The sequence below is a fragment of the Helicobacter pylori HUP-B14 genome (assembly GCF_000259235.1).
Lineage (GTDB): Bacteria > Campylobacterota > Campylobacteria > Campylobacterales > Helicobacteraceae > Helicobacter > Helicobacter pylori_CU.
The window spans coordinates 63,433-81,708 of record NC_017733.1; the positions used below are offsets into that span (position 1 = coordinate 63,433).

Annotated in this window: 15 protein-coding genes, 1 tRNA gene and 1 pseudogene; 6 read left to right on the forward strand and 11 right to left on the reverse strand. The window is 40.2% G+C overall.

Annotated elements, in window-relative coordinates; genetic code table 11:
- Position 1: 1 nt before the first annotated feature.
- Positions 2–349: a hypothetical protein gene (locus HPB14_RS00320; protein WP_000491317.1), complete on the forward strand. Its 348-nt coding sequence runs from the start codon at positions 2–4 to the stop codon at positions 347–349.
- A pseudogene (locus tag HPB14_RS00325) lies at positions 318–2,731 on the forward strand (FtsK/SpoIIIE domain-containing protein). The gene HPB14_RS00320 and the pseudogene HPB14_RS00325 overlap by 32 nt, the downstream one beginning before the upstream one ends.
- Before the next feature lie 98 nt (positions 2,732–2,829).
- Here the strand turns inward: HPB14_RS00325 and HPB14_RS00330 are convergent.
- From HPB14_RS00330 to glmM, 10 genes are all read right to left on the reverse strand, one after another.
- Entirely contained in the window at positions 2,830–3,627 is a 798-nt protein-coding gene (locus tag HPB14_RS00330) for an urease accessory protein UreD (RefSeq protein ID WP_001099410.1), read from the reverse strand.
- Entirely contained in the window at positions 3,627–4,226 is a 600-nt protein-coding gene (ureG, locus tag HPB14_RS00335) for an urease accessory protein UreG (RefSeq protein WP_000238755.1), read from the reverse strand. Before ureG ends, HPB14_RS00330 begins: the two co-directional genes overlap by 1 nt.
- Positions 4,227–4,254: 28 nt before the next feature.
- Entirely contained in the window at positions 4,255–5,019 is a 765-nt protein-coding gene (locus tag HPB14_RS00340; protein ID WP_000357401.1) for an urease accessory protein UreF, read from the reverse strand.
- A gap of 22 nt (positions 5,020–5,041) precedes the next feature.
- A complete protein-coding gene (ureE, locus tag HPB14_RS00345; RefSeq protein ID WP_000583099.1) occupies positions 5,042–5,554 on the reverse strand; it encodes an urease accessory protein UreE in 513 nt (170 codons plus the stop codon).
- Between the two features lies 1 nt (position 5,555).
- Entirely contained in the window at positions 5,556–6,143 is a 588-nt protein-coding gene (gene ureI, locus HPB14_RS00350; RefSeq protein WP_000901257.1) for an acid-activated urea channel protein UreI, read from the reverse strand.
- A 191-nt stretch (positions 6,144–6,334) separates the two neighbouring features.
- Entirely contained in the window at positions 6,335–8,044 is a 1,710-nt protein-coding gene (gene ureB / locus HPB14_RS00355; protein WP_000724298.1) for an urease subunit beta, read from the reverse strand.
- Positions 8,045–8,047: 3 nt separating this feature from the next.
- Positions 8,048–8,764, reverse strand: coding sequence for an urease subunit alpha (ureA, locus tag HPB14_RS00360; RefSeq protein WP_000779223.1), 717 nt, complete (start codon positions 8,762–8,764; stop codon positions 8,048–8,050).
- Positions 8,765–9,015: 251 nt separating this feature from the next.
- A tRNA-Val gene (locus HPB14_RS00365) sits at positions 9,016–9,091 on the reverse strand.
- A 20-nt stretch (positions 9,092–9,111) separates the two neighbouring features.
- On the reverse strand, positions 9,112–9,585 hold the full coding sequence (gene lspA, locus HPB14_RS00370) for a signal peptidase II (protein WP_000935488.1): 474 nt from the start codon (positions 9,583–9,585) through the stop codon (positions 9,112–9,114).
- Complete coding sequence (glmM, locus tag HPB14_RS00375) at positions 9,579–10,916, reverse strand: phosphoglucosamine mutase (RefSeq protein ID WP_000688468.1); 1,338 nt, start codon at positions 10,914–10,916, stop codon at positions 9,579–9,581. The genes lspA and glmM overlap by 7 nt, the downstream gene beginning before the upstream one ends.
- A gap of 89 nt (positions 10,917–11,005) precedes the next feature.
- Here glmM and rpsT point away from each other — a divergent pair, with 89 nt between their 5' ends.
- The 4 genes from rpsT to HPB14_RS00400 all read left to right on the forward strand — a co-directional run bounded on the left by rpsT (position 11,006) and on the right by HPB14_RS00400 (position 15,652).
- Positions 11,006–11,275: a 30S ribosomal protein S20 gene (rpsT, locus tag HPB14_RS00380; RefSeq protein WP_001273615.1), complete on the forward strand. Its 270-nt coding sequence runs from the start codon at positions 11,006–11,008 to the stop codon at positions 11,273–11,275.
- A gap of 123 nt (positions 11,276–11,398) precedes the next feature.
- A complete protein-coding gene (gene prfA / locus HPB14_RS00385) occupies positions 11,399–12,457 on the forward strand; it encodes a peptide chain release factor 1 (RefSeq protein ID WP_000025117.1) in 1,059 nt (352 codons plus the stop codon).
- Between the two features lie 428 nt (positions 12,458–12,885).
- A complete protein-coding gene (locus HPB14_RS00395) occupies positions 12,886–13,653 on the forward strand; it encodes an outer membrane protein (protein WP_000755226.1) in 768 nt (255 codons plus the stop codon).
- Positions 13,654–13,903: 250 nt separating this feature from the next.
- The gene (locus HPB14_RS00400; protein WP_000644198.1) at positions 13,904–15,652 is read left to right on the forward strand and encodes a hypothetical protein; all 1,749 of its coding nucleotides are present in this window, start codon (positions 13,904–13,906) and stop codon (positions 15,650–15,652) included.
- A gap of 511 nt (positions 15,653–16,163) precedes the next feature.
- Here HPB14_RS00400 and HPB14_RS00410 read toward each other — a convergent pair.
- Positions 16,164–18,185, reverse strand: a complete 2,022-nt coding sequence (locus HPB14_RS00410) for a methyl-accepting chemotaxis protein (protein ID WP_000843324.1) — start codon at positions 18,183–18,185, stop codon at positions 16,164–16,166.
- Positions 18,186–18,276: the final 91 nt, after the last annotated feature.

The following is an 18,276-nucleotide window of genomic DNA, read 5'->3' on the forward strand; positions in this document are numbered from 1 at the left end:
AATGTTTTCTCATAAAGTTTTTTTGGAGGGTTGCACCAATAAATTAAGAAAGATTTGCGATGAATTTGTAGAAAACGCCATGCAAGATGATTTAGGGCAGAAACTTAAAAGTGAGGCGCTAGAGGAGATGCTAAAAATCGCGCATGATTTAGAAAATTTAGAGCAGGAAACTCAATACGAAATGAGAAAAAGCGACGAGCAACTTGAAGAAGCCAAGCGTTTGGAGAAGCAAATTCATATGAATTTCCATTCACCAAGCGAGATCGATAGGCTTATGCGTGAAGCCAAAGAGCATGAAAGAGAAGCCAAGAGGCGCTATGATGAATATCTTAAGGATAAAAATGATTGATGCGGGTAATTTATTAAAAGAACTGGACGACGCCTTAGATAAAGTTGTTGCTAAAAAAGAGCCAGAGAGTTTTCTCAAGCCGATCGTCTCACAAATAGAGGACTATCAAAAGAGTATCAGGCAAGTTCAAGCGCAATTCACAGACGCGCCACAATTCAATGAAACGACCACTTACCCACAATTTTTAAGCTGTGGTTTATTGCATGTTAGGGGCAAAAATGGCGCTAACATGGAATTTTTATTGCCTAAAGTTTATCCTTTCCCCCCTAAAAGCTTGTATATAGAGCATGAAAAAGACGGGCAGTTTTTGAGAGAAATGCTCATGCGCTTACTCTCCAGCGCACCTTTAGTGCAACTGGAAGTGATTTTGATTGATGCGTTGAGCTTGGGGGGTATTTTCAATCTGGCCAGAAGGCTTTTAAATAAAGACAATGATTTTATTTACCAGCAAAGGATTTTGACCGAAAGCAAGGAAATAGAAGAAGCCCTAAAGCATTTGTATGAATATTTAAAGGTTAATTTGCAAGAAAAATTAGCCGGTTATAAAGATTTTGCGCATTATAATGAAAAAGCCACAGACCGCTTGCCTTTAAAAGCGCTTTTTTTAAGTGGGGTAGATGCTCTGAGTAAAGACGCGCTTTATTATTTGGAAAAAATCATGCGTTTTGGCTCTAAAAATGGGGTTTTGAGCTTTGTCAATTTGGAGAGCGAAAAAAATAATAAATCCGCAGAAGATTTGAAACGCTATGCGGAGTTTTTTAAAGACAGGACAAGTTTTGAACGCTTAAAATATCTTAGCGTAGAAGTGATCAATGATCATGGTATTAAATCCCAGCACATGCAAGACTTCGCTGATAAAATTAAAGCGTATTACGAGAAAAAGAAAGCAGTTAAAAGGGAATTGAAAGACTTACAAAAAGACGAAAAATTTTGGATTGAAAGCTCTCAGCTTAAAGTGTCTGTGCCGGTGGGGTGGGATATTAACCACAAAGAGGTGTGTTTTGAGATCGGTGAAGCGCAAAACCACACGCTCATTTGCGGGCGCAGTGGGAGCGGGAAATCCAATTTCTCGATCCCGATGAAGTCCAACTCTTTTTATTAGACTATAAAGAGAGGGTGGAATTTAACGCATACACAAATCCGATTTTAGAGCATGCGAGGTTGGTGAGCGTGGCGAGTTCGGTCTCTTATGGCATCACTTTCTTGAAATGGCTTTGTGATGAAATACAAAAAAGAGCCGAGCTGTTCAAGCAGTTTAAGGTGAAAGATTTAAGCGATTACCGCAAACATGAAAAAATGGCTAGATTGATTGTAGTGATTGATGAATTTCAGGTGCTTTTTAGCGATAAATCCACTCAAGTGAAAGGGAGCGTGGAACGATCTTTAAACACTCTGCTTAAAAAGGGCCGCAGCTATGGGGTGCATCTAGTTTTAGCCACTCAAACCATGCGCAACATTGGCATCAGTGATAGCATTAAGGGTCAAATCGCCAACCGCATCGCTTTGCCTATGGATGCAGAAGACAGCAGTAGTGTTTTGGGCGATGATGCGGCTTGTGAGCTTGTCAGGCCAGAAGGCATTTTCAACAACAACGGAGGGAATAGAAAATACCACACCAAGATGAGTATCCCTAAAGCCCCTGATGATTTCAAATCTTTTCTCACAAAAATACACGCTGAATTTAACCAAAGAAACCTCGCACCCATAGATCGTAAAATCTATAATGGCGAGACGGCTTTAAAAATGCCCAACACCCTTAAGGCTAATGAAATGCGTTTGCATCTGGGCAAAAAAGCGGATTATGAGCAAAAGGACCTGATAGTGGAGTTTGAAAGTAACGAATCGCATTTGTTGGTGGTGAGCCAAGATTTAAACGCTCGCATCGCTTTAATGAAACTCTTATTCCAAAACATTAAGAGCGCGAACAAAGAATTGGTTTTTTGCAATAAAGAAAAACGCTTGATAAGGTTTTTTGATGCGCCAAAAGAATACGGCATCACGCCTGTAGAAAATATCTTAAGCGTTTTAGACACCGCTATGAACCCTAATAGCGCGCTTGTGATAGACAATCTCAACGAAGCGAAAGAATTGCACGACAAAGTAGGGGCGGAAAAATTAAAATCGTTTTTAGAAAAAGCCATAGACAACGAGCAGTATTGCGTCATTTTTGCGCATGACTTTAGGCAAATTAAAAGTAATTACCATTTTGACAAGTTAAAAGAATTGTTAAACCACCACTTCAAGCAATGCCTAGCCTTTAGGTGCAATGGGGAAAACTTGAACGCCCTCCAAAGTGGTTTATCTTCACCAAGCAATTTCAACGCGCTATTGATAGAGCTTTCCAAAGACAGCTATACTGAATTCAGGCCTTTTAGCTTATAGGATCAAAAAGGGGGGTTAAAAAAAGAGAGTTAAAAAAAGGGAGTTAAAAAAAGGGGGGGTTAAAAAGACTAAAGGGATTTAATCTTTTTAAAGCGCTTTCAAACCTTTTGCGTGGTGGTTTGCGTGGTGAAACGAGCGATTTTTTCTCTTAAATGCAACAAGGGTTCTGAGCCTTTCGCTAAAGCTTTCATGCATAAATGAGAACTAGCAATCTCGCTCACGGCCCCATCCACTCCTTCGCTTTCTTCAATCAATTCTCGCACGCCAGAGAGCTCTATGGGGCAATTGACAAGCACCAAATTCAAATAATGCGTGTAGCCATCAAACATGCACATATTATTCATGTCGGTGGTTTTGGGATCTAAAATCGTATTATCATAATAGATAGGTTTCTCATCTTGTAAAATAGCGATTTTGGTGTGCAAGCGGTTGAATTGGAACAACTCATTACGCGCCACTCGCCCGGCGACAATGATTTCACTATAGAGCAATTGAGAGCTAGAGTGTAGAGAAATCGTGGTATTGCCCTTAAAATGCGCGTTTTCAAAGGGGATTAACGGGAAAGGCGCGAAGTCTAAAAAAGCGTTTTCCCCCACAACAATATGCATGTCTCTGCTGGCAAACCCGTCTTCAGTGTTATGGATTTTTTCAAAGGATTGCGAAGTGATCCTTAGCTTGCAATTTTGACCGATGCTTAATTGCATGTCTTGCGCATCGCCTTTCATTAAGCCAGGGCTTACCGCTAAAAGCATGATTTCAGCTAAATCGTCTTTAGGGTAAAAGGGCGCCATGAGCTTAAAGGGGGGCGTGAAAAAATTGTCTTCAATCACGCACCGCCCGTCAGCCCCTATTTTGGTTTTTAACCTGAGCTTGGATTCTTGAGCGTAAGTGTTCATCAATCTTCCAATAAAGCGTTGTGCTTGATCCAAGCGATCACATCATCTAGGCCTTCTTTAGCACGGATATTCGTAAAAATAAAGGGCTTTTCGCCGCGCATTTTTTTAGAATCCCTTTCCATGACTTTCAAGTCCGCTCCCACATAGGGGGCTAAGTCAATCTTATTGATGACAAGCAAGTCTGAGCGCGTGATTCCTGGCCCGCCTTTCCTAGGGATTTTATCGCCCTCAGCCACATCAATCACAAAGATCGTAAAGTCCGCTAGCTCTGGGTTGAAAGTCGCTGAAAGGTTATCGCCTCCGCTTTCAATCAAAAGCAGTTCCAAATTAGGGAAACGCTCATGCATTTCTTCTACCGCTTCTAAATTCATAGAAGCGTCTTCTCTAATGGCGGTGTGCGGACAGCCCCCTGTTTCTACGCCAATAATCCTCTCTCGTGGCATCACCGAATTTTTACACATAAACTCTGCGTCTTCTTTAGTGTAAATATCATTAGTGATAACTGCCATGTCATAATCCTTTGACATGTGGCGCGTTAAAGCTTCAATCAAGGCGGTTTTACCGCTTCCTACAGGACCACAAACTCCAATTTTTACCATAAAATTCCTTTCAATTTGAGATTAAAATTCAAGACATATAAAGGCGCGAGTATAAACTCTCATGCTGCATCGCCTTAATGTCGTTTTGAACGCTTGCCGCGCACAAGTGGCTTTCGTCTAGTTCTAGGGTTTTTTCTATGAGCTGGTTGAAAGGGCTTTGCAAGCTCAATAAGATTTTTTGCCCGTCGTTTTGAGATAGTGGGACGCTTTTAACGCAGTTGATCACCATGTTAGAAGTTTGCGCATAAAGATAATGCCTTAAAGCCTTTTTCAATTCCATATTCAAACTCGCCGCAAAAACGCCATAGCTAGTGGCATGGGTGGGATCTTTGGTTTGTTGAGCGTAAGTGTTAAAAAATGCACCCATGTCTAATTCGTTCATGGCTTGTAAGGTTTTAATGAAACGATTGCCTAGCTTTTGATTGGCTAATCGTAATTCCATGGGGCTTGTGGATAGCCTAATCATTTCTTCAATCCCTAAGATTTTTTTTAAATCCTGTTGGAGGGTGCTTTCATAGGTGAGTTTCAAACTCAGCATTTCCGTGTAAAGGAACTGGCTAGAGAGATTGGCTTTTAAATACTCTAAAGCGCTTTCTTTATGGGTAACCTTTTTTTGCTGGATGTAAGTTTCTAGCCCAAAAGAATGCGTGTAAGAGCCAATAGGGAACACCGCATCATTGACTTGCAGAATCAGAAATTCATTATCCACATGAGCATTATTGTCTGTCTTTGGAGTTTTTGGGGGCATACCCACGCTTTTTTCAGTGCTTTTCACGCTTTTTCCTTTATCCATTTGTTATTTTTCTATTTCTTTTCTATTTTACGACCACTTTAAAATCGCTCGCTAGTGAGACCTTAAAATTAGGCTCACTATGGGGCATGCTCACGGTTAAGCGTTCTTTGGAATCCAGTTTTGAACTTAAAACACGATTTTGAACCCCTAGCTTTTCTAGTAACGCTAGCGTGGGCTTTTCAAATGGTGTTTTAAATTCAAATTGAGACTCGCCATAGTATAAAGCCGCATGGCGGTTCCCTATTTCGTAGCATATTTTTGCTACTTCTGCCACGCTCTTGGCTTGGATGTGAATGACTTCAGAATCCAAGATATTAACGGCGATAATTTCCTTCTCTTCTTTAAATAAAATATCCCCTTGAGAGAGACCCAACTTGGGAGCGTCTTTAAGGCGTATAGCTATGTCTTTGCCTTTTCTGGTTTTAAAACGAGCGATTTTTTTCCTCGTTTCAAACCATTCCAAATCCACATAATCCACGCTGAAATCCAAGGGGTTTAAATCCCTTAGATTGCCAACTAAACGCTCTATGATCATCTCACACCCAGTGTTGGATAAAGAGTAACCAAGCAGGGATCCAAGCGGTTAAAATACCCTCAATGATAGCAAGCCATGGAGTGAATTTCCCTAAAGGGATTTTCAAGATGTTTTCAATGAAAGCGGTAAGCCACAAAACACCCCAAGCCAACCAAATGATTGCCCACCAATCGCCTTCAGTGATGCCTAACACTTTGTGGTCATCAAGCATATCGCTATAGTGGGATAAAATCGCAGCAGGAACAGTGTTGATCGCTACGAATAAGCTATACCAAGAATAAGGCCTCCAATCCAAACCAAAAGTGTGGTTGATAGCCGCATACAAGTAGGTAAAACCAAACAATAACCCAGTCGCTGGCCCATAGAAATTGGTCAAATGGTGCGATACTTGAGCAATATCTTCTGCGCCTTCTACAGGGGCTGTAGGGTTGAGCGCGGAATAAGTGATGACCACCACATTACAAATAATGGAAAGTCCGCCCACAAAAAAGTTCATCACCGCGGTGCTTTTAGGATCGACTTTGGTTAATCCGCAAATCCCATTGCTGATTAAAACAATCCCAACATATAACAATACAAGTCCTAGCATTGCCTTATCCTTCCAAAACAAAATTTTTACAACAAATGCACCTTACGAATAACCTTTGTTGCTTGAGTTAATCATAAAGAAAAATAGTAAATTGACAAAAAATAAAAACAAAAAAAGCCCCCAATTTTTTGATAAACAAAAAATCAGAGAGCTTAAAAATAAGGATTAAGGAGCGTTGCTCCTAAAAAATCCTAGAAAATGCTAAAGAGTTGCGCCAAGCTCACTTTATTGGCTGGTTTAGAAGTTACTTCTTTGCCATCCACGAACACATGGTAAGTTTCAGGATTGACTTCAATGTGAGCGGTAGTGTCGTTGAATTGCATGTCTTTTTTAGTGATATTTCTGCAATTTTTTACCGGCAACACTTGTCTTTCAAGCCCTAATTCTTCTTTAATGCCTTTGTCATAAGCCACTTGAGACACAAAAGTGATGTTTGCATCGTATTTGGCTTTACCATGATGAGCGAACATTTCTCTGTAATAAACCGGTTGTGGGGTAGGGATAGAAGCGTTCGCATCGCCCATTTGGCTTAACGCAATGAATCCGCCTTTGATGATCATGTTGGGTTTCACGCCAAAGAATGCGGGACTCCACAATACCAAGTCAGCCACTTTGCCCACTTCTACAGAACCTACATACTCGCTAATCCCATGAGCGATCGCTGGGTTAATGGTGTATTTAGACAAGTAGCGTTTGATCCTGAAGTTGTCGTTATCGCCTTTTTCTTCTTTCAAGCGGCCAAATTCTTTTTTGTTTTTGTCAGCTGTTTGCCAAGTTCTGGTGATAACTTCACCCACACGACCCATCGCTTGAGAGTCAGAACTAGTGATTGAGAAAATCCCCATGTCATGCAAAGTGTCTTCAGCCGCAATGGTTTGAGGGCGGATCCTTGAATCAGCGAACTGGACATCTTCTTTAATGCTTTTATCCAAGTGGTGGCACACCATGAGCATGTCCATGTGTTCTGCTTCTGTATTCACAGTGAAAGGGATAGTGGGGTTAGTGGAAGCGGGTAGAATGTTGTGTTCACCGGCCACTTTAATAATATCAGGAGCGTGTCCGCCGCCAGCGCCTTCAGTGTGGAAAGTGTGCATAGTGCGCCCAGCAATAGCTGCCATAGTGTCTTCTACACAACCAGCTTCATTCAAAGTGTCTGTGTGGATAGCGACTTGCACATCGTATTTGTCCGCAACATCTAACGCATGATTGATTGCAGAAGGAGTGGTGCCCCAGTCTTCGTGGATTTTAAAGCCAATCGCACCGGCTTCAATTTGATCGGCTAAGCTCGCATCGTTAGAAGCGTTACCTTTAGCCAAGAAACCTAAATTCATAGAATATTCTTCAGCCGCTCTGAGCATCCATTTTAAATTTCTTCTGCCTGGAGTGATAGTAGTCGCATTAGTGCCATCAGCAGGACCGGTTCCGCCACCAATCATGGTTGTTACACCGCTTGCAAAAGCTGTAGGGATTTGTTGGGGTGAAATGAAGTGGATGTGTGTGTCAATACCACCAGCAGTTACGATCAAACCTTCACCGGCTAAGGCTTCAGTAGCAGGACCCACGCTAAGATTGTTTTTAACGCCATCTTGCATGTCTTTGTTACCGCCTTTACCAATGCCAGCGATTTTGCCATCTTTAATACCAATATCCGCTTTATAAATACCGGTGTAATCCACGATTAAAGCGTTAGTGATGATTAGATCCAGTTCTTCTTTGCTAGGGTTGTTAGATTGGCTCATGCCTTCTCTTAGGGTTTTACCGCCACCGAATTTAAGCTCTTCGCCATAAATGGTGTAGTCATGTTCTACTTCAGCGATCAAGTCTGTATCACCCAATCTCACTTTATCGCCTGTAGTAGGGCCATACATAGAAACATATTCTTTTCTGCTAATCTTTTTCATTTCTTACTCCTTAATTGTTTTTACATAGTTGTCATCGCTTTTAGCGCCATGAAAACCACGCTCTTTAGCTCTGTGTAAAGCAATTTTTTTGCTTTCGTTGTCTGCTTGCCTATCAACCAATGCGTTAAATCCAAAGATTCTCCTGTTACCGCCAATGTCAATCAATTCTACGGATTTTTCTTCGCCAGGCTCAAACCTTACTGCTGTCCCGCTCGCAATGTCTAAGCGTTTACCGAAAGTTTTTTCTCTGTCAAAGTCTAAGCATCTATTCACTTCAAAGAAATGGAAGTGTGAGCCGATTTGAACCGGTCTGTCGCCAACATTTTTAACTTTCACGCTAACGGCTTTTTTGCCTTCGTTGATAGTGATGTCTTCATTTTTTAAGAACAACTCACCAGGAACTAATTTACCATTGGCCTCAATAGGGGTATGCACGGTTACGAGTTTGGTCCCATCAGGGAACATCGCTTCAATACCCACTTCATGGATCATGCTTGCCACGCCATCCATCACATCATCTGGTTTTAAAAGAGTGCGCCCTTCTTGCATCAATTCAGCCGCAGTCTTTTTACCAGCTCTCGCTTCTTCCATAATATGGGCACTAATCAAAGCTACCGCTTCTACATAGTTAAGCTTAATGCCTTTTTCTTTGCGTTTTTTAGCTAATTCTCCAGCGTAGTGGAGCATCAACTTATCTAACTCTTTTGGGGTGAGTTTCATCTCATTCTCCTATTCTTAAAGTGTTTTTTCCTTGAAGACATAACGCAATCAAGGTTGGATGTAATTGTAGCAATGTTTTGATTTACTAAGATTAACAAAAGCGTTCATTAACTAATTATTATTTAAAATGAATTAGTGTTATAGTTTTGAAGCGCTATAAAAGCGTTATTGGAAGCGCGTTTAATACCCCTTTAGAATTTATAGAGATCAAAAACTCGCAAAAAAAATGAGAATTAAAATTGGAGTGATAATGGTGGCCACGACTGGACTTGAACCAGCGGCCACTACCATGTCAAGGTAGTGCTCTACCAACTGAGCTACGCGACCTTTTATTTTAAAAAGAGTGATTATGCCTTAATTTTGTTTTGTTTTTGCTTAAAAACGAATTGTCTTAACAATAAAACGCCCACGCCCACATCTATCATCACATCAGCGAAATTAAAAATGGCAAAATCAAAGCCATAATGATAATACACATAATCCACCACGCCCCCATGCACAAACCGGTCTAAAACATTAGAAACCCCAGCGCCAAACACCATGCCAAACTCTATGGCATGGCTTTTAAAAAGCTCCTTTTGGCGCATTAAAAAGATAAAAAGCCCTAAAATCAAAAGGATTTGCAAGTATTTCAAACCCCCATCTAAAAAACTGAGCAAGGAAAACGCCACGCCTTTATTGAATACTAAAACAATATCTATAACCAAACTTTCATAGCGAAACCCCTCTAAAATAGCGTATTTAATCGCTTGATCCACGCCAAAAATAAGGAAAAAAACCCCTATAAAAACCAACAGGCTTTGTTGGGTGGTGTTTAGCACAAATGCCCTTCAAAAAACTCTTTTAATTCTTGCATTTTCAATTCGAGCAATTTTTCATCTTTAGCTTCTAAAAGGATTCGTAATTTGTTTTCAGTGCCGCTATAACGGATCAAATGGCGGATTTCTAGCTTGTCTAATTCTTTTAAAAGAGCGCTATAACCTTTTAGGCTTTCTAAAGGAGGCTTTTTTTGGACATTCAAATTCACTAGGTTTTGGGGGTATAATTCAAAGGGGTTTAACGCAACAGAGCTTACCTGCTTGCTTTCTAGCACTAACGCGCTCACTTGCAAAGCGCACACCAAACCATCGCCGGTTTTAGCGTAATCGCTAAAAATGATATGCCCGCTTTGCTCGCCTCCAAAATTGGCTTTATTCAATCGCATGCATTCGCTCACAAACTTATCCCCAATCGCGCAATGCTTCAATTCTAAATCTTGGGATTTTAAGTATTCTTTAAGGGCTAAATTGCTCATGTTTGTAGCGACAATTGCTTGAGAAGAAAGGGCGTTTTTAGATTTTTGATAAACCCCTAACACCCCTAAAAGCTTATCCCCATGCACGATATTCCCTAAATTATCCACCACCACTAGCCTATCCGCATCGCCATCAAAAGCAAAGCCCAGATCCGCGCGGTATTTTTTCACTTCCTGGCTCAATTGGTTAGGGTGTAAAGCCCCGCATTGCTCATTAATATTGCACCCATTAGGCTCATCATTAATCACTAACACATCAGCCCCAAGCTCACTAAAAACGACCGGAGCCACCTTATAAGCCGCGCCATTAGCCGTATCTAGCACGATCCTTAAATTTTGTAAATTCAAATGTTTGGGGAAAGAGTGCTTTAAATGCACGATATAGCGCCCTATGACATCATCTATCCTTTTAGCGCTACCGACACTCTCGCCCACTTTATAACTGGAATGCAGTAATCCTTCATCATGAAAGATTTCTTCAATCGCTCTTTCTTCTTCTTCTTTAAGCTTATAACCATAAGAATTGAAAAACTTAATGCCATTGTCTTCAAAAGGGTTGTGGCTCGCGCTTATCATAATGCCCGCATCACAGCGCATGTCTTCGGTTAAAAACGCAATCGCAGGGGTGGGCATAGGCCCTATTTGAATCACATTATAGCCTATGGAAGTTAAAGCGCTCACTAAAGCGTTTTCTACCATATAGCCGCTTTTTCTGGTGTCTTTACCGATTAGAATTTTATTCGTTTGAGAATGTTTTTTAAAATACAATCCGGCAGCAACGCCTAAACGCATCACAAACATGGGGGTGAGTTTCACCCCTGCTTTACCCCTCACGCCATCAGTCCCAAAAATTTTCATCGTTATAAAATACCTTTTAAACTATTTTTAATCAATTTTTAGATAGGATTATGCCAAATTTTACATTACAAAGGGATTAAAACAAGGCTATGGCAAATCATAAGTCCGCAGAAAAGCGAATCAGACAGACCATTAAAAGAACCGAACGCAACAGGTTCTATAAAACTAAAATTAAAAATATCATTAAAGCCGTGCGTGAAGCCGTTGCTGTCAATGATGTAGCAAAAGCTCAAGAGCGTTTGAAGATCGCTAACAAAGAATTGCATAAATTTGTCAGCAAAGGGATTTTAAAGAAAAACACCGCTTCTAGGAAAGTCTCAAGGCTTAACGCTTCAGTGAAAAAAATCGCTCTCGCTTAGTTTTAGGGCGTTTTTAACTTCTTTAAGCTCAGTGGTGGGTTTTTATTATTGGGCTTCTTTTTAAGTTTTGCGTTTTTTAGATTGTTGCATCTTTTATTCACATCTTTTTATAGGTAGTCTTGCATGTCCATTCTAGCTGAAAAGCTTTCTTCCATTCTCAAACGATACGACGAACTCACAGCCTTGCTTTCTAGCGCTGAAGTGATTAGTGATATTAAAAAGCTCACCGAATTGAGCAAAGAGCAAAGTTCCATTGAAGAAATCTCCATAGCGAGTAAAGAGTATTTGAGCGTTTTAGAGAATATCAAAGAAAATAAAGAACTTTTAGAAGACAAGGAATTGAGCGAACTGGCTAAAGAAGAGTTAAAAATTTTAGAAATCCAAAAAAGCGAGTTAGAAACTGCCATTAAGCAACTCCTTATCCCCAAAGATCCTAACGACGATAAAAACATTTATTTAGAGTTAAGAGCCGGCACGGGGGGCGATGAAGCGGGCATTTTTGTAGGGGATTTGTTTAAAGCGTATTGCCGTTATGCGGATTTGAAAAAATGGAAAGTAGAGATAGTGAGCTCTAGCGAAAACAGCGTAGGGGGCTATAAAGAAATCATCGCTTTGATTAAGGGCAAGGGCGTGTATTCAAGGCTCAAATTTGAAGCAGGTACGCATCGAGTCCAAAGAGTCCCCGAGACAGAATCTCAAGGGCGAATCCACACTTCCGCTATCACAGTAGCGATCATGCCTGAAGTGGATGATGTGGAAGTTTCTATCAACCCTAGCGATTTAAAGATTGAAGTGTTTCGCGCTGGCGGGCATGGGGGGCAATGCGTCAACACCACAGACTCTGCGGTTCGCATCACGCACCTCCCCACCAATATCAGCGTGAGCATGCAAGATGAAAAATCCCAACATAAAAACAAGGATAAAGCCCTAAAAATCTTAAAAGCACGCCTTTATGAAAAACAAATTGAAGAGCAACAGCTCGCTAACGCTAAAGACAGAAAGGAGCAAGTGGGTAGTGGGGACAGGAGCGAACGGATCCGCACTTATAATTACCCGCAAAACCGCTTGAGCGAACATAGAATTAATTTAACTCTGTATAGTTTAGAAGAAATCATGCTTTCAGGGAATTTAGATGAAGTGATCAACCCTTTAATCGCTCATGCTCAAAGCCAGTTTGAATAAGACCATTACTAAAACGATAAAACAAAGCGATAAAACACCCAAGCCTTTTTTAATTGATATTATTATAGCCTTATCACGATAGCCACCCGCTACGACCAAAAACCCTAAAAGCTCTAAATTTTCGCCCCACAAAAACAGCGTAAAAGCTTCATAAAATCTAGTTATAAATATAATTTTAAATTCTATATATATATATATATATATTAATGAACTTTTAAAATAAAAATATTATTTAATCCATTTTGTAACAAAAAATTCACTTTTTTATGATATAACTCCAAAGCTTACTATAAGAGCGAATTGTATTCTGTAGAAGCGAATGTATGAGGACAATTCTCAAATTTTGGTGATTCTCTATATTTTTGCACCATAGCATGAATGCAATAAAAAAAGAAATCCTTAGGATTTCTCATATTAAGGAGTTTTAAATGAAAAAGGTTTTTTTAGGTATGGCATTAGCCTTTAGTGTGTCTATGGCAGAAAAAAGCGGCGCGTTTTTAGGAGGGGGGTTTCAATATTCTAATTTAGAAAACCAAAACACCACCCGCACCCCAGGCGCTAACAATAACACCCCGATAAACACTTCAATGTTTGGCAGCAATCAAGTAGCTCCAGCCCAAGAAACGACAAGCGTGATCAACACCAATAATTACGGGCAAATGTATGGGGTAGATGCGATGGCAGGGTATAAGTGGTTCTTTGGCAAAACCAAACGCTTTGGCTTTAGGTCTTATGGATATTACAGCTATAACCATGCGAATTTAAGCTTTGTAGGGAGCCAGCTTGGAATCATGGAGGGCGCGTCTCAAGTGAATAACTTCACTTATGGCGTGGGCTTTGATGCGCTCTATAACTTCTATGAAAGTAAAGAGGGCTATAACACAGCAGGGTTGTTCGTGGGCTTTGGGTTAGGAGGGGATTCGTTTATCGTTCAAGGAGAGAGCTACTTGAAATCTCAAATGCAAATTTGCAACAACACCGCCGGCTGTTCAGCGAGCATGAACACAAGCTACTTCCAAATGCCTGTGGAATTTGGTTTTAGGAGCAATTTCTCTAAACACAGCGGGATTGAAGTGGGCCTTAAATTGCCTTTATTCACCAACCAATTCTATAAGGAAAGGGGCGTAGATGGATCGGTAGATGTGTTCTATAAAAGGAACTTCTCTATCTATTTTAACTACATGATCAACTTCTAAGCCTTTTTCTTCTTTCCAATAGAGGGTTTTCTCTCTGTTGGTTTCTTTTTTCTTTTTTTGCGATATTTGTTTTGTTGTGTTGGGGGGGTTAGGTTTTTGTTTAAGAAAGTTTTTTAAAAACTAAAGAAGTGTTTAAAACAGAACCTTTTGTTTTGGGATTTGATTTTTTACTTTGGCTTGTTTTCAAAAGTCATTTTGATTTCTAAAAATAGTCTATAATGCTCGCAAGAGATATTTTTTAAGGTTATCAATGAAAGCTATAAAAATACTTTTTATAATGACACTCAGTTTGAACGCTATCAGCGTGAATAGGGCGTTGTTTGACTTAAAAGATTCGCAATTAAAAGGGGAATTAACGCCAAAAATAGTGAATTTTGGAGGTTATAAAAGCAGCACCAAAGAGTGGGGGGCTACTGCTTTAAACTATATCAATGCGGCTAATGGCGATGCGAAAAAATTCAGCATGTTAGTGGAAAAAATGCGTTTTAGCTCTGGCATCTTGGGGAATTTAAGAGCGCATGCGCGTTTGAGGCAAGCCCTAAAATTGCAAAAGAATTTGAAATATTGCCTTAAAATCATCGCTAGGGATTCTTTTTATAGTTACCGCACCGGTATTTATATCCCCTTAGGCATTTCTTTAAAAGATCAAAAAACGGCCCAAAAAATGCTCGCTGATTTGAGCGTGGTAGGGGCGTATCTTAAAAAACAACAGGAGAATGAAAAGGCTCAAAGCCCTTATTACAGGAGCAACAACTATTACAACTCCTACTATAACCCTTATTATGGCATGTATGGCATGTATGGCATGGGCATGTATGATTTTTATGACTTTTATGATGGCATGTATGGGTTCTACCCTAACATGTTTTTCATGATGCAAGTTCAAGATTACTTGATGTTAGAAAATTACATGTATGCGCTCGATCAAGAAGAGATTTTAGACCATGACGCTTCCATCAACCAACTTGATACGCCTACTGATGATGACAGAGACGATAAAGACGATAAATCTTCGCAACCAGCAAATCTCATGAGTTTTTATCGTGATCCCAAATTCAGCAAGGACATTCAAACCAACCGCTTGAATAGTGCCTTAGTCAATTTAGACAACAGTCGCATGCTCAAAGACAATTCGCTCTTCCACACTAAAGCCATGCCCACTAAAAGCGTGGATGCGATCACTTCTCAAGCTAAAGAGCTTAACCATTTAGTGGGGCAAATCAAAGAGATGAAGCAAGATGGGGCAAGTCCTAGTAAGATTGATTCAGTTGTCAATAAAGCTATGGAAGTGAGGGACAAATTAGACAATAATCTCAACCAATTGGACAATGACTTAAAAGATCAAAAAGGGCTTTCAAGCGAGCAACAAGCCCAAGTGGATAAAGCCCTAGACAGCGTGCAACAATTAAGCCATAGCAGCGATGTGGTGGGGAATTATTTAGACGGGAGTTTGAAAATTGATGGCGATGACAGAGACGATTTGAATGATGCAATCAATAACCCTATGCAACAACCTGCACAACAAACGCCTATTAACAACATGGACAACACCCATGCAAATGACAGCAAAGATCAAGGGAGTAACGCGCTCATAAACCCTAACAGCACCACCAACGATGATCACAACGATGATCACATGGACACTAACACCACTGACACCGGCAACGCAAACGACACCACCACTGATGATAAAGATGCTAGCAGCAACAATACCGGCGATATGAATAATACTGATACCGGCAATACGGACACCGGCAATACTGATACCGGTAACACTGATGATATGAGCAACATGAACAACGGCAACGATGATATGGGTAACACTAATGACGACATGGGTAATAGCAACGACATGGGCGATGATTTGAACAACGCCAACGATATGAACAATGACATGGGTAATGGCAACGATGACATGGGCGATATGGGGGATATGAACGACGATATGGGTGGCGATATGGGAGACATGGGGGATATGGGTGGCGATATGGGGAATTGAGATTAAACCCCAACATCAAAGAGTGATAGCCAAAACTTAATATTTTTATTTATAATTCTTTTAAGGGGGATAGGGGGATACTTTGGCGATGAATACCCCTTTAACCCCCCAACTAACTCCCTTTAAGAACGCTTTTTAAAATCCAACCAAAGCTTTTTATCAAACTGGTGCAAAAAACTCCGTCCTTTAGGGCGCAAGATGTAAGCACTTAGGCTATATTCAAGCTAGCAAAATACCTCTAGTCTTTTTAGGGTAAGAAATGCCCATGCAGGCTTTAAAGAACAAAGCCTTTCGTGTTAGCATTCAATGGAATGCTTTAGTTAGGAAGCTCCTTGCTTTAGAAAGGGGCGGTTTCACACTAAAACGATTCTTTTAAGGTAATAGGGGGATACTTTGGCGATGAATACCCCTTTTGAAGAGTCTTTTATATTAGCGTTCGTTAGGGCGAAAGCCCCTTGCTTTAAAAAAAGGGCGATTCCATCTTTTAGACGCTCAAAATTAAAAGCAGAAATCAAAATTTCTTCTTGCTCACATCTTCTAAAATATCTTGGGAGATCCCATCAATTTTAGTGCTGACTTGTAAAGAATGATTAGCGATAGTCAAATTATCCTGCACATCTTGTTGCAAGGCGTTAATGGAGTTGTGGATGTTTTCTACGCCCTTGTTTTGCATTTTGATAGATTCAGCGTTATCGGCGATGCTTTGAACTAAAATATTAATATTGGCTTCAATCTCGCTGAGGGATTTTTGCGTCCTTTCAGCGAGCTTCCTAACTTCATCAGCCACCACCGCAAAGCCTCTGCCATGCTCACCAGCCCGTGCGGCTTCAATAGCGGCGTTTAGGGCTAATAAATTCGTTTGATCAGCGATGTCTCTAATCATATCCACCACGCTTTTAATGTCTTCTCCTTGAGAGATCATCTCTTGGCTTTTAGAATCAATCGTTGTAATGATATTAGTGATTTCTTCTAAGGATTGGGTGGTGTTTTTCAAGCTTCTTTCTTGTTTATGAGCGGTTTTGGTTAAGTTATCCACGCAAGTTTTTAAATCTTTGGATTCATGATTGAGCGCGTTCGCAAACCCTAAAGAAGCTTTAAGCATGCTAGAAATTTCTTGCCCTAAAGTGTTGAGCGCTTTTTCCATGTTGGCTTTAGGATTTTGGATGTGGTGGGTGAAATCCAGGTCTTTATAATGCTCTAGGGCGTTATTTAGGGCTTCAATATTGGCGCCAATTTGGTTGCGGAAATACTGGATAATGCTATTAATCGTGTTTCTTAAAGCTTGCAAATCTTTATTTTTAGGCACGCATGCGATTTCTTGCGTGAAATCCCCATTTTCCACATAATTAGCCACTTCAATGCTGTTTTGGATGGCTTTATTATCGGCTTGAATGTTTTCTTGGGTTTTAAGGATGTTTTCATTGATAGAAGCTTGCATTTGCCCGATTTCATCATAAGCGCTTGGGGGCGTTAGGCTTATAGCATGGTGGTTTTTGGGGTTATTGAGCAAGTTGAAAAAATCATTTAGGGTGTTATTGACCCTACTGATGCGTTTGGTTATGAGACTGGAAATGATGATAAAGACTAAAAGGGCTAACACCAGCACGCCTAAAATCAAAGTGGTGATGATAATGTATCTGGTGTTTGTCGCCTCTTGAAAGACCAAAGATTTATTGACATATTTCCCAATCGCCCAACGCCAATGGTTGCTGTTATTTTCTTTTTCTTCAAAAAAATCAAAGGGCTGTATGGCTAAAAAGGTTTCTGTATCCCCGCTCAATGAATGATAGCTCAAAGTGCCCGCTTCGTTTTTGTCATAATACTCCACAGCTTTAGCGACTCGTTTGTCCGGATTGATGGCGCTTAAAATCTTATCTTGAATCTCACGATTAGGGTTGATTAAAAGCCTGCCATCTTTCCCCATTAAAAAGGTGTTGCTCTTGTTTTGACCTATCACATCTGTATAAAAGGCGTCAATGTTTAAAAAGAGGTTCAGCGCACCTATAACATTTTGATTTTTATCCTTTAAGGGGAGGGTAATATCCATGCCATAGATTTTATCGCCATTAACCTCCTTATAATAGGGATCTGAACGGGTTATACTTTTGAGCGAATGGATTTGATTGATCATGTTTTCATTGAGTGCGGTGTTAGGGTAGGCGATTTTTGAATGGATTTTAATAGCGCTGATCGCTCGTTTGTCATCGTTAGCATAAAGAGCGCTAATCAATAACACATGAGGGTTTGCTAACAAAAACTCAGAGAGCATGCGTTTTTTTAGGGTGTCATTAATAGAGCCATTTTCATCGCTTAAGAATTTTTCAAGGGTGTTAGCGCCCATAAAAATACGCTTCATAATGCCTTGAATCTTAAAACTGACTAACTGAGCCTTTTTTTGCAACAATTCTGTGGCTTGGCTTTGCAACACGCTTTCAACCTTGTGATTGATAATAAAGCCCATAATAGCGCTAATCGCTATAACGACCGCGCACACCATCACCACAATCTTAAAACCAATTCTTGTAGATTTCATTTCCTTTGCCCTTTTAAAACGAATTGATAGAGAACGATTATTATACATTATTTTGAAATTTTAATAAAAAAAGAGAGAGAATAAAAAAGAA

Bases quoted from the DNA above. Each gene is read 5' to 3' on its own strand.
- HPB14_RS00320 (WP_000491317.1), top strand. From the start codon at position 2: ATGTTTTCTCATAAAGTTTTTTTGGAGGGTTGCACCAATAAATTAAGA.
- HPB14_RS00330 (WP_001099410.1), bottom strand. From the start codon at position 3,627: ATGAACACTTACGCTCAAGAATCCAAGCTCAGGTTAAAAACCAAAATA.
- ureG (WP_000238755.1), bottom strand. From the start codon at position 4,226: ATGGTAAAAATTGGAGTTTGTGGTCCTGTAGGAAGCGGTAAAACCGCC.
- HPB14_RS00340 (WP_000357401.1), bottom strand. From the start codon at position 5,019: ATGGATAAAGGAAAAAGCGTGAAAAGCACTGAAAAAAGCGTGGGTATG.
- ureE (WP_000583099.1), bottom strand. From the start codon at position 5,554: ATGATCATAGAGCGTTTAGTTGGCAATCTAAGGGATTTAAACCCCTTG.
- ureI (WP_000901257.1), bottom strand. From the start codon at position 6,143: ATGCTAGGACTTGTATTGTTATATGTTGGGATTGTTTTAATCAGCAAT.
- ureB (WP_000724298.1), bottom strand. From the start codon at position 8,044: ATGAAAAAGATTAGCAGAAAAGAATATGTTTCTATGTATGGCCCTACT.
- ureA (WP_000779223.1), bottom strand. From the start codon at position 8,764: ATGAAACTCACCCCAAAAGAGTTAGATAAGTTGATGCTCCACTACGCT.
- glmM (WP_000688468.1), bottom strand. From the start codon at position 10,916: ATGAAAATTTTTGGGACTGATGGCGTGAGGGGTAAAGCAGGGGTGAAA.
- rpsT (WP_001273615.1), top strand. From the start codon at position 11,006: ATGGCAAATCATAAGTCCGCAGAAAAGCGAATCAGACAGACCATTAAA.
- prfA (WP_000025117.1), top strand. From the start codon at position 11,399: ATGTCCATTCTAGCTGAAAAGCTTTCTTCCATTCTCAAACGATACGAC.
- HPB14_RS00395 (WP_000755226.1), top strand. From the start codon at position 12,886: ATGAAAAAGGTTTTTTTAGGTATGGCATTAGCCTTTAGTGTGTCTATG.
- HPB14_RS00400 (WP_000644198.1), top strand. From the start codon at position 13,904: ATGAAAGCTATAAAAATACTTTTTATAATGACACTCAGTTTGAACGCT.
- HPB14_RS00410 (WP_000843324.1), bottom strand. From the start codon at position 18,185: ATGAAATCTACAAGAATTGGTTTTAAGATTGTGGTGATGGTGTGCGCG.